This is a genomic window from Shewanella mesophila (assembly GCF_019457515.1).
Taxonomy (GTDB): domain Bacteria; phylum Pseudomonadota; class Gammaproteobacteria; order Enterobacterales; family Shewanellaceae; genus Shewanella; species Shewanella mesophila.
This window is the reverse complement of the sequence record NZ_CP080421.1, coordinates 942403-954788: the sequence shown is the minus strand read 5'-3', so window position 1 is coordinate 954788 and position 12386 is coordinate 942403. Positions and strand designations below refer to the sequence as shown.

Genomic DNA, 12386 nt, shown 5'->3' with positions numbered 1-12386 from the left:
ATAAAAAAGCGCTTATTGCCGTCGCAATAAGCGCTTTTTCGTCAACAGACCTTCAGCTTATTCACCGGGGATATCATTCAACGCTTGCGCTAATCCCAGGGTATTACCAACAAACAGTAGATGAACCAGTTTATCGTTTAACACCAAAACCTCCTGTACACCTTGTGCTTGCAGAGCCTTAGCGTCTAGCAAGCTACTGTCACTCACTTCGACTCGCAAGCGGTTATCGGCAATAGTGCGACATGAGATCAGCCCCGTCAGCAACGCCTTTAACTGCGTAGCTTGCACCCCATCGACATCCGTCGTCGCAGCAGCAACCACGGGTTGCTCCGTTACAGCCTCTTGAGCAACAAAGCCGCCAGACGCCAACATCTCATCAATTTCGGTACGGGTAACTTCAGCTATGGTTCCCACAATCGCCTGCACCGCATTACCAGAAACTAGCACCCCACTAGCGCCCAACTGTTTTAAGCGAGCATGGTCTACTTGGCTGGCATCCACAACATCCATACGTAAACGGGTGATGCAAGAGTCCACATTAACTAGATTTTGCGGACCACCAAACGCCTCGATAAAGTTACGCGCACGCTCAGTCCCCTCACCGCCAACCAGTTCAGCTTCTGAATCGGTACGACCAGGTGTTTTCAGATCAAACTTAGTGATCAAAAAGCGGAATACCACATAGTAAAGCACCCCATAGGCCAGACCGAGCATCACCAACAGACCGATGTTTTCAGACTTACCTGATAGCACAAGAAAATCTATCAAACCGTGGGAAAACGAAGTGCCATGCACCACGCCGAGCATATTGGTTAACACATAAGCCAGACCAGCCATGAAGGCATGCACTACATACAGCAGCGGCGCAACAAACATAAACGCAAACTCAATCGGCTCTGTGATACCTGTTAAGAATGAAGTCAAGGCGGCGGAGATCATAATGCCACCGACCATCACACGGTTCTCTGGTTTTGCGGTATGCCAAATGGCCATTGCCGCAGCAGGCAAACCAAACATCTTAAACAGATATCCCCCCGCAAGCTGACCAAAGCCATTCCCCGCAGCACGGCTAGCCTCATCGGCTTGCAAATAACAGGTCAATACACCGTTAGCGGCTTTGCCCGTACTGTCGACACAGCTACCCGCCTCAAAGAAGAAGGGGACGTTCCACACATGATGCAAACCCGCAGGAATAAGCGAACGCTCCACCACACCGTAAATACCGAAGGCTAAGGTTGGGTTTTGATTGGCAGCCCAGTGAGAAAAGGTTTCGATGATATGACCAATGGGCGGCCAAACAAACGATAAGATCACGCCGGTTAATATGGCGCCAAAACCGGTAATAATTGGTACGCTACGCTTACCAGAAAAGAAGCCGAGGTAGGCTGGGAGCTGAATCTTGAAAAAACGATTAAAGGAGTAAGCGGCGATCGCTCCCGCGATCATGCCACCTAACACCCCCACATCAGTACCGGGAGACATCACGCCGATGGTTTTTGTCATAATGGCATAACCCACTAATGCAGCCATCGCAGCGACACCATCGTTTTTTGCAAAACCAAGTGCGATACCGATAGCAAATAGCAGTCCCATATTGCCAAAGATCGCCTCACCCGCTTGCACCATCAAGGTATTAACGATGTCTGGCACCACGCTAAAGCCTGCACTGCCCACACCGAGTAAAATACCAGCCACGGGTAACACAGACACGGGTAGCATCACCGATTTGCCAATTTTTTGTAATACGGAAAAAGCCCCTGCCATCACGGCCTTTTTCGATTTAGCTGCACTGATTGTAGTTGTTGTCATAGTACGAACCTTTTAATTTTAATAAGCTGCTAAGCGTTTACGCCGAGGCTACACCGCCAGTGACTGCGATTAACGTGCTAGGGGCATGCATCAATTCACGCACCGCCTTTGCATCAGCACAGGCCATAGCGTCGGCAGCCACTTTCTGACATGCTTGCTGATTCAAGCTACGCACTTGATGCTTTACCTCTGGTATAGAAGGGACGCTCACCGACAGCTCATCGATACCGAGTCCGACAAGAATAGGCACAGCATCTTTTTCACCTGCTAACCCACCACAAACGCCAACCCACTTGCCTTTCTCATGAGCGGCTTTCGCTGTGATATCGATAAGGCGCAGCACTGCGGGATGTAAACCATCGGCAATGGCTGCAAGCTTAGGATGACCACGATCAATCGCTAAGGTGTATTGGGTTAAGTCATTGGTACCGATAGAGAAGAAATCCACATGTTCAGCCAATAGATCCGCCATCACCGCCGCAGAGGGAACCTCAATCATGATACCGACCTCGATACCACTGATATCGATAGCCAATTTTTCAGCTTCCTCTTGCAGCACCTGCTTGGCCAATTTCAGCTCAAACAGTGAAGCCACCATAGGGAACATAATGCGCAGTCGACCAGCACTCGCCGCTTTCAGTAGGGCGCGGAGCTGCTGTCGCAGCACGGCGGGCTTATCGAGCCCAACACGGATACCACGCTCGCCAAGAAACGGATTATCTTCCTTCGGCAGCGGTAAATATGACAAGGGCTTATCACCGCCAACATCTAATGTTCTCACCACCAGTGGACGCTCACCTAAGGTGGTCAGCACCTGGCGATACGCTTGTTCTTGCTCCACCTCTGAAGGCGCGGAGGTTTGCTCTTGATAGAGAAACTCTGAACGCAATAAGCCAACAGCTTCACCGCCCATCGCCACCAGCTTTTCAGCTTCGGCAACCTTAGCAATATTACCCGCCACTTCGACTTGCACGCCGTCAGTGGTCACTGCCGTATTATCTTTATCCGCAAAGGCTAACGCCTTAAGCTTCTCGTTTGCCGCTTGTTGGCGACTGAGTGCAGCCATCTCCGAATCTGTCGGCTCCAGCAGTAGATATCCTTTTGCAGTGTCTAGTAACACTTCGGTGCCATGTAACTCCAGCACCTTCGCTTCCACCCCGGCCATGGCTGCAATTCCCATGGCTCTAGCCAGAATCGCACTATGACTAGACGCCCCACCTAAGGTGGTGCAGATACCCAACACTTGAGCAGGATTCAGTTTGGCGGTTTCTGATGGAGCTAAATCTTTGGCAACGATAATCGTGTTTTCGGGTAATGTTTCTGGAATCGTGTCTTGCGGTAGCCCAGCTAAAATACGCGACACCCGATTGCCAACATCGACCAAATCCGCGGCACGGCCAGCCAGCAATGGGTTACCCATCGCGGCCAATTTGTCAGCCTGACGGCAAACCGATTTGTCCCAGGCATAGGGAGCTGATTTACCTTGTTGTAACTCAACTAAGCACTTCTCATAGAGCTCGGGATCGGCCAGTAACTCTTGGTGAGCAACAAAAATATCTGCTTTTTGTCCCATGGCTTTGCCGCGTAATTCATCGACTAACTCAATCAGTGTTGCATCGGCGATCTTGATGGCGTGATCCAGCTTCTGCTGTTCCGCAGTGGAGTCACTTGCGAAGGTCTCGAACTTAGGCACTTCGGCGTTGATCACATATAAACGCCCTTTCGTTTGGCCTGGAGAGGCTTCAATCCCGAGTAATTGGCGCGGGTCTTGACTGGTTTGCAACAGCAGTGAAGGCTCAGCAAACGGATCGAACGCGCTAGCTGCCGCATCACTGGCCGCTTCATTGGCCCCCTCTTCGCCTAGACCTGAGGCTATAGCCGCGCTCAATGCATCGATAGCCGCTTGCTGATCAGGGCCTTTGGCCAATATGACTACTTGATCACCAAAGGCGATATCTAACCCCATTAAGGCCACGACACTACGGGCATTGACCTGCTCCCCCGCTTTTTCAAGCATGACGTCACAGGTAAATGGTTTTAGCACTCCGACTATCGCCGCAGCTGGACGAGCATGGATCCCCGTTGGATTAACAATTTTTATCGCAGCAGACTGAAGCATGTCGTCAGACTTCACTACTGCAGCCCCCGCTTGAGCTAGCTCAGCGCTAAACAGCAGATCACCGACCGCTAAACGCTTAGCAGTTGTGGGCGTTAAGTTAACAATACGCTCTCGGTCGGTCAGTAGCACAACGGTACGTAAACTCTTAACCCCGCAAGCGACTTTGTCTAAATCAACTTCCACCAAAGGTGTTTTGGCCGCTACAGTATCGCCAACCTTCACCAATGCGTTAAACCCATCACCCTTTAGCTTTACGGTATCCACACCAATATGAAGCAAGATCTCAACGCCTGCATCTGTGGTTAATGTGACTGCATGTTGAGCGGGATGAACCTGAGTGACCTTGGCATCACAGGGGGCGTGTAAAACGTTTGAGGTTGGATCAATTGCAAAGCCATCACCCACCAACTTTTGCGCGAATGCGGCATCTGGAACCTGTTCTAATGGACAGCTCACCCCATTAAAAGGTGATAACAGTTGGATCATGGTGGAAGTATTATTATTCATTGCCACTCCAAATGTAACGCTGACAACAAACCTTAAGGTTTGTTGTCAGCGTCAGGCATATAATTTAAGTTTAGCCAGCGGCTCTCGCCAACTAATTACTGCAAAAAAATAGCGACAAGTCAGCTGGCTAGGCGACATTTTGCCGCCTGTTTACATTGACGTGCTTTTCTATCCCATAGCCGACACCCAATGCAGAGTCGATGCCGCTTTTACAACAGCTCAACTTAGCAAACATACAGTGGACGTCACAAGTTGCAATCGAATGCAGTCATTTGTACATGAGAATTAAAACCAGATTAATCTCACTGACAAGAATAGGCAAGAACAAATGTAAGCGCTTACAACCTTGGTTGTTAGAAAGTATATTCGCTGCTACTCGCTTTAAACGTCATCAGCGCAGTGATGACAATCATTAGCCACCAATCGCACTATCGTCTTGCAGCAAGTCACCTCGGTCACTACCCACACAGTATCAATGACACAAACTTTGCTAACAATTATAAGGTTGACATTTATCACTAGTCTTACAAGATAGAGCCGTTTAATTAACAGCACCTCTCCACTAGCAAGGAAATCAATATAACAATGAAAAAGTCCTTAATCGCCATTGCGCTAGCAACCTCTTTTCTTAGTGCCTGTGGCACATCCGATATCAACAACACTCAAACCGTCGCTGAAACCAGCACTCCAGTAGCCAAAGCAGAATTGGGGAGCTTCGGTGTCGATTTAACCGCCCGTAATTTAGAGGTTAAACCTGGTGATGATTTCTTCATGTATGCCAGTGGCAATTGGTATGATCACTATGTGATGCCCGCTGATAAGACTCGTTACGGCGCCTTTACTGGATTAGCAGAGCGCAGTGAGAAACAGGTAAAAGAGATCATCGACGATATTGCTAGCCGCACCGACCTTAATAGCGAAGAGCAACTTATCGCCGACTTTTACCATGCTTACATGGATACCGAGACCATCAACAAACTCGGGATCAGCCCAATTCAAAGCACCTTAGATGATATTGCCGCCATCAAATCGATCGAAGATCTAACCAAGATGTTTGGTCAATCTTGGTTAGTGGGTGGCAGCTCGCCGATTGGCGGTGGTATGTGGTTTAACCGCCTTAACCCTAACGAATATGAGATGTCTGTAGGAGCCGGTGGCCTAGGTCTGCCTGATCGCTCTTATTACCTCGAAGATAGCGAACGCTTTGTTAAGATCCGTGAAGCCTATGTCGCTCATATCGCTAAGATGCTTGAGTTTGCCGGCGTAAAAGAAGCAGCTAAGAGTGCTAACGCTATTTTAGCGCTGGAAACCAAAATGGCTGAAGGTCAATGGCCAAGAGAGAAGCGCCGTAATCGCGACCTAACACTTAACCAAATCAAGCGTGAAGATTTAGCTAAAGAGTACCCAGGTTTCAACTGGGATCTCTACTTTAGCCAAACGGGTTACCAAGTCCCACAGTTAAACATTTCACAACCCGATCCAATCAAAGCGATGATCGATCTCGTGAATAAAGAAGATCTTGGCGTATGGCAAGACTACCTAACTTTCCACACCATCAGTAACAACGCCGAGCTACTGTCTGAAGATATCTACGCGGCGAGCTTTGACTTCTTTGGCAAGACCTTAAGCGGTCAACAAGAGCCGCGTCCACGTTGGAAGCGTGCCGTTGAGCAGATGTCAGACACTCAGTCTTTAGGCTTTGCGATTGGTAAAGTCTATGTGAAGCGCTACTTCCCTGAGTCATCTAAGCAGCAGATGGCTGAACTGGTAGAGAATCTGCGCACCGCATTAGGCCAACGTATCGACGGTCTTGACTGGATGGGCGATGAAACTAAGGTCAATGCCCATGCAAAACTCAAGGCCTTCAATCCTAAGATCGGTTACCCAGATGTATGGCAAGAGTTTGATGGCCTTAAGCTGACAAAAACAGATTTAGTGGGCAATATTCAGAACCTCAGACAGTACTTTAGAGCCGACAGTGTGGCCAAAGAGTTACAAAAAACGGATCGTAACCGTTGGGGCATGACACCACAGCGCGTCAATGCCTATTACAACAGTTCATTTAACGAGATTGTTTTCCCCGCTGCGATTTTACAACCCCCATTCTTTGATCCTAACGCCGATCCAGCGGTTAACTACGGTGGCATTGGCGCTGTGATTGGTCATGAAATGGGTCATGGCTTCGACGATCAAGGCTCTAAATCTGATGCTAACGGTATTCAGCGTAACTGGTGGACAGATGCCGATCGCGCGGCGTTCGATGCGAAAGCCGATCGTCTAGCCGAGCAGTACAGCAAGTATGAACCTATCCCAGATAACTTCGTCAATGGCCGTAATAGCCTCGGTGAAAACATCGGTGACGTGGGCGGTTTATCAATGGCATATCATGCTTATAAGCTCAGCCTAAACGGCAAAGAAGCTCCGGTGATCGATGGTCTAACGGGCGATCAGCGTTTCTTCCTCGCTTGGGCACAAGTATGGAAAGAAAAACGCACCGAACAGAGCATGCTAAATCAATTGCGTGGTGGCACTCATGCTCCTGGCCGTTATCGTGCACTAGCACCGCGTAACCACGATGCTTGGTATAAGGCCTTTGATGTGAAACCAGGCGACAAGCTCTACCTTGCAGAAGATGAGCGCGTACGTATTTGGTAATCGCCAACATACGTAGACTTTACCCGTCCGTTAACATGCCAGTCTCTTGACTGGCATTTTTATCGAGCTCTTATGCTCTGTCAGACCAATACATAGCAAAGAGTTATATTGAACAGGGTTTTAACTGATAAAAATGCCCCGATATCACTAAACAAGCGAATAGTTAATCTCAGATATAACGCAAGCGATAAGGAAATAGAATGACAAACAAATATACTCCAGCAAAAGTATGGGTAAATGACGCGAGTGGCGGTAATAAATGGGCAAATATCAACAGTCCCGTGTCGGGCGCGAGGTTCGATAGAGAGCTGCCAGCCGGTGAGCACGCTTTTCAACTTTATTCTCTCGGCACCCCGAACGGTCAAAAGGTCACCATAATGCTAGAAGAGTTGCTCGCGCTAGGAATAAAAGAAGCCGAGTATGATGCTTTTCTCATTAATATTGGTGAGTCAGATCAGTTCTCATCGGGCTTTGTTGGCGTTAATCCAAACTCAAAAATACCCGCGTTAATCGATCGTTCAGGCGCTCAAGAGGTTAACGTCTTTGAGTCGGCTTCAATACTGGTTCATCTTGCTGAAAAGTTTGAGCAATTCTTACCTAAGAGCGGTAATGCTCGCACCCAAACCTTTAACTGGTTGTTTTGGGCCCAAGGCTCTGCCCCATTTTTAGGCGGTGGTTTTGGTCACTTTTATGCCTATGCCGATGAAAAACAAGAATACCCAATTAATCGCTTCGCTATGGAAGTAAAACGCCAATTAGACGTTTTGGATAAACAACTCGCTAATAACCAATATATTGCAGGCGATGAATACACTATTGCCGATATGGCTATTTGGCCTTGGTATGGCAACCTAGTGTTAGGTAATTTGTATGATGCGGCCGAGTTCTTACAAGTCGATACCTATACCAATGTGGTGCGCTGGGCAAAAATGATACAGTCTCGCGAAGGTGTTCAGCGCGGACGTATCGTTAACCGCTCATTTGGCGAAGAGTGGGAACAGCTCGCTGAGCGTCATAGCGCTGCAGATATTGACAAGGTACTCAGCAAGCAGCCTTAGTCACCAAGCCTAGGTTGCTGAGCCAAAACCGGTTATCTCCACATGCATTAAGATGAGAAAGGGAGCATTAAGCGTCCCTTTCTCTTGTTGCTAACAGCTAGACTAACCGTCGCGTTAACTCTTTGTTTTGCGACTCAGGCGCTCAATAACTGCTTGATGCTGTGGATATTCAGCCAATAAACTTTCTTGACTAAACAACTCAAAATCTTCGAAGGTAAAGCCGGGAGAAACCATGCAGCCAACCAAAGAAAACCCCGCTTGATTCATCGCTGAACCAAAAATACACCCTTTAGGCACCAAAAATTGGGGTCGCTCGCCAGCAGCAAGATCAAGCCCCAACTTCGCGGTTGTCAGCTCTCCTTGCTCATCAATCATATAGATGGTTAATGATTGTCCCGCATGAAAATACCACATCTCATCGGCGGTCAAGCGATGGAAATTAGACACTTCGCCAGTACGGAGTAAAAAATAGATACTGGTCCAAAGTTGGCGCGAGTCATCAAACTGCTGCGCAGAGCGATAGGATGAACAATAATAACCACCTTCGACATGCTGCGCTAACTGTAAATGCTCTATGAACTCATCTGCATTTTGCATAAAAAATACTCTGTGTGAGTTTTAGTTGGTTAATGCTTTGGCTTAACACCATTACGTACCATATCTTTACCGGTTTCGAATACTTCATCAGTGATCCAACGCGCATGCAGCAACTTATGATTATTGTCAAACACGGCAACAAAGTGACGACCATCGGCATTGTTGGTCGCCATACCGACTCCTTCAACCCCTTTTAGCCCTAAGCCACCATTTTCCACTGACAATAAAAAGCGCTCTAAGGCTGCTAAGCTATCAATCACATTCTGTTCATCATTCATCTTTAGACACTCACAATTATCCATCTGTGCCTACGACACTGTCGCGGCATTATCATGCCGGGTACTTTACCGCTCAACGCCACCAATTTGAACCCTAAAAGTCGTCTAAGGTTATTTGGGTTCGCATCTCGACAATAAAGCTGTTATCAATTCAATGCTTCTGAGCCATGATAATCTAGTGCTACTACCAAAGAGAAACCGACTGATATGAATAAGTTGTATTATGTTTACGATCCCATGTGTTCCTGGTGCTGGGGATTCAAACCTATCTGGGAAAAAATCGAGCGAGCGCTATCAGGCGAAATGAAGATAGTTTACCTGCTTGGCGGGCTCGCGCCAGATAGCGACCAACCTATGCCTGCCACTATGCAGCAACAGATTGCCGCTCATTGGCACAGAATCGAAAACCTGCTGGGCACTGAGTTCAATCATGAGTTTTGGACTACCAATACCCCAAGGCGTTCAACCTACCCTGCCTGTCGCGCCATACTCGCCGCCCGTGCTCAGCAAGCAGAATCGCAAATGCTAACCGCCATCCAACAGGCTTACTACTTACAAGCCCGTAACCCGAGCGACAACCAGGTATTGATCGAATCAGCCAATCAACTCGGCTTAGATGCAGCTAAGTTTACCTCTGACTTACTGGATGAAACGACGGAGCAAACGCTATTAGCTGAGATCCAATTTGCACGTTCCATCGGCGGCAATAGCTTCCCCTCCTTGTTTGTGCACACCACAGCTGGCATCACGCCAATCCCTGTTGACTACCAAAACGCCGACACCGCTATTCAGCTGGTACGAGAAGCCATTGAATTTACGTAAGCGTGAGTTCGATTAGCTCCCTTTGCCCCAAAATTGAAAAAGCGAACCTTAAGGTTCGCTTTTTCATTGATAGCCTTTCGCTTATGAGCTGGAGGACTAATACACTATAGGCCCGCTTTGAGCTTGCGAGCTTGATGAAGCTTCTTGTAGCTTTCAATCAATCTTAGGTGCGGCTCAATACCCTCAAGCTGCATGCTGGTTTTAGTCAGCCCAGAGAATCGAACCTCGCCAGTGACAGAGCCAACGGCATTTTCCATCACGGTTTCACCAAACATGCGCTTGAAGTTATGGATAAAGTGTTCAAGTTCTAACTCTTCATCTAAGGTCACTTCAAGTACTGCGTTGACGGCTTGATAAAACAAGCCGCGTTCAACGGTATTGTCGTTAAACTGCAAGAAGTCGCCAACCAGCTCCATCGCCTCGTCATGAGCACCTAACGCAAGGAAGATCATAATCTTTAACTCGATAATGGTTAGCTGACCCCAAACCGTGTTTTCATCAAATACGATACCAATAAGGGTACGGATATCGGTGTAGTTATCGAGCTGACTCTCTTCGAAACGATTAACCAGATCAACCAGTTCATCATCACTGAGTGAATGTAGGTTTAAGATATCTTCACGGTAATCCAGCGCCTTGTTAGTGTTATCCCAAATCAGATCTTCAACGGGATAAACCTCAGAATAGTCAGGCACTAAAATACGACAAGCCGAGGCACCAAGCTGATCGAACTCAGCAACATACACCTCTTTACCTAAGGTTGCTAAGATGCCAAATAGTCCCTTAGCTTCCTCTTCGTTGGTGCCAGAGAAATCCCACTCGCAGAATTCAAAGTCATGTTTGCTGCTAAAGAAGCGCCAAGAGATCACCCCGGTTGAATCGATAAAGTGCTCGACAAAGTTTTCAGGCTCACTCACCGCCATGCTATTAAAGGTCGGCTTAGGCACATCATTTAGCCCTTCAAAACTACGCCCTTGCAGAAGCTCAGTTAAACTCCGCTCTAAGGCCACTTCAAAACTTGGATGTGCGCCAAATGATGCAAACACACCACCAGTTTTCGGGTTCATCAAGGTGACACACATTACCGGAAACTGACCGCCCAAGGAGGCATCTTTCACCACTACGGGGAAGCCTTGATCCTCTAGCCCTTTGATGCCCGCCAAAATACTTGGGTACTTTTCTAATACCTGCATAGGAACATCGGGCAGCACAATTTCTTGCTCGATGATTTCACGCTTAACTGCACGCTCGAAGATCTCAGATAAACATTGCACCTCGGCTTCTTGCAGGTTGTTACCCGCACTCATGCCATTACTCAAAAACAGGTTTTCGATTAAGTTCGACGGGAAATAAACCGTTTCGCCATCGGAGCGACGCTTATAAGGAATGCTACAGATCCCGCGGTCAATATTGCCTGAGTTGGTATCGATAAGGTGTGAACCAAACAGCTCATCATCTGGATTGTAGATATCTAAACAATAGTCATCGAGCAGGCCTGCTGGCAGCGCGTCATCATCGGTGAGCGCAAACCACTTCTCATTGGGGTAATGCACGAAATCGCTATTAGCGATATCTAAACCAAAGAACTGGTCGTTATAGAAAAAGTTACAGTTGAGGCGCTCAATAAACTCACCTAATGCCGAGCACAGAGCGCTCTCTTTGGTCGCCCCTTTACCATTGGTGAAGCACATTGGCGAGGCCGCATCACGGATATGCAGTGACCACACATTTGGCACTATATTGCGCCATGATGAGATCTCAATCTTCATCCCAAGCTCAGCCAAAATACCAGTCATATTAGAGATAGTCTGCTCAAGCGGCAGATCTTTACCTAAAATGTAGGTGCTCGCATCCCCCTCAGGCTGACCCATCAGCATGGCATTGGCGTCGGCATCGAGGTTTTCAACCGTCTCGATTTTGAACTCTGGCCCAGTTTGCACCACTTTCTTAACGGTACAACGATCGATTGACCGTAAAATCCCTTCACGATCTTTAGCTGAAATATCTTCTGGCAGTTCAACTTGGATTTGGAAAATCTGGTTATAACGATCTTCAGGATCCACAATGTTGTTTTGTGACAGTCTAATATTTTCTGTGGGGATATCACGCGCTTTACAATACACCTTGATAAAGTATGCGGCGCACAAGGCTGACGAAGCTAAGAAGTAGTCAAAAGGACTCGGCGCAGAGCCATCACCTTTATAACGGATAGGCTGATCGGCAGTGACGGTAAAATCGTCAAACTTGGCTTCGAGTCTCAGGTTGTCGAGAAAGTTAACTTTGATTTCCATTGAATATGATTTCCACTTGGTGGTGAGCGTCTCGCATGGCCGAAGCCAAAAAGCTTAATGGGGGAATTATCGGTGTTTTTGACTCATTAGTCTTGGGTTAATTAATTTAAAACCGTAATAAACCAAGATTAAGCCACTAGCGAATGCTCACTCAAGCAGCTAGCTCTATATCGGTCACAGTGGATACCTTCGAGAGTATTAAAGGGCTTCGCCATTTTTACCGGTGTCTACAAGCCAGTCCAAACATCAA

Annotated in this window: 8 protein-coding genes; 3 read left to right on the top strand and 5 right to left on the bottom strand. The window is 47.6% G+C overall.

All coding sequences use genetic code 11. From position 1 onward, the window contains the following. Window positions 1-57: 57 nt before the first annotated feature. Complete coding sequence (gene ptsG, locus K0I73_RS04255) at window positions 58-1809, bottom strand: PTS glucose transporter subunit IIBC (RefSeq protein WP_220063287.1); 1752 nt, start codon at window positions 1807-1809, stop codon at window positions 58-60. A 37-nt stretch (window positions 1810-1846) separates the two neighbouring features. Further along, entirely contained in the window at window positions 1847-4435 is a 2589-nt protein-coding gene (gene ptsP, locus K0I73_RS04250) for a phosphoenolpyruvate--protein phosphotransferase (RefSeq protein WP_220063286.1), read from the bottom strand. A 585-nt stretch (window positions 4436-5020) separates the two neighbouring features. Between ptsP and K0I73_RS04245 the strand changes: the two genes are divergently transcribed. Further along, on the top strand, window positions 5021-7090 hold the full coding sequence (locus K0I73_RS04245) for a M13 family metallopeptidase (protein WP_220063285.1): 2070 nt from the start codon (window positions 5021-5023) through the stop codon (window positions 7088-7090). A gap of 200 nt (window positions 7091-7290) precedes the next feature. Further along, window positions 7291-8148 carry a glutathione-dependent disulfide-bond oxidoreductase gene (gene yghU, locus K0I73_RS04240; RefSeq protein WP_220063284.1) on the top strand — a complete coding sequence of 286 codons (858 nt, stop codon included), beginning with the start codon at window positions 7291-7293 and terminating at the stop codon, window positions 8146-8148. 114 nt (window positions 8149-8262) lie between these two features. Here the strand turns inward: yghU and K0I73_RS04235 are convergent, their stop codons facing one another. Next, window positions 8263-8745 carry a cupin domain-containing protein gene (locus K0I73_RS04235; protein WP_220063283.1) on the bottom strand — a complete coding sequence of 161 codons (483 nt, stop codon included), beginning with the start codon at window positions 8743-8745 and terminating at the stop codon, window positions 8263-8265. A 29-nt stretch (window positions 8746-8774) separates the two neighbouring features. Then, window positions 8775-9023: a hypothetical protein gene (locus tag K0I73_RS04230; protein ID WP_220063282.1), complete on the bottom strand. Its 249-nt coding sequence runs from the start codon at window positions 9021-9023 to the stop codon at window positions 8775-8777. Window positions 9024-9230: 207 nt separating this feature from the next. Here K0I73_RS04230 and K0I73_RS04225 point away from each other — a divergent pair, with 207 nt between their 5' ends. Next, window positions 9231-9845 carry a DsbA family protein gene (locus K0I73_RS04225; RefSeq protein ID WP_220063281.1) on the top strand — a complete coding sequence of 205 codons (615 nt, stop codon included), beginning with the start codon at window positions 9231-9233 and terminating at the stop codon, window positions 9843-9845. 104 nt (window positions 9846-9949) lie between these two features. Here K0I73_RS04225 and K0I73_RS04220 read toward each other — a convergent pair whose 3' ends face one another. Further along, window positions 9950-12136 carry an OsmC domain/YcaO domain-containing protein gene (locus tag K0I73_RS04220; protein ID WP_220063280.1) on the bottom strand — a complete coding sequence of 729 codons (2187 nt, stop codon included), beginning with the start codon at window positions 12134-12136 and terminating at the stop codon, window positions 9950-9952. Between the last annotated feature and the right edge of the window lie 250 nt (window positions 12137-12386).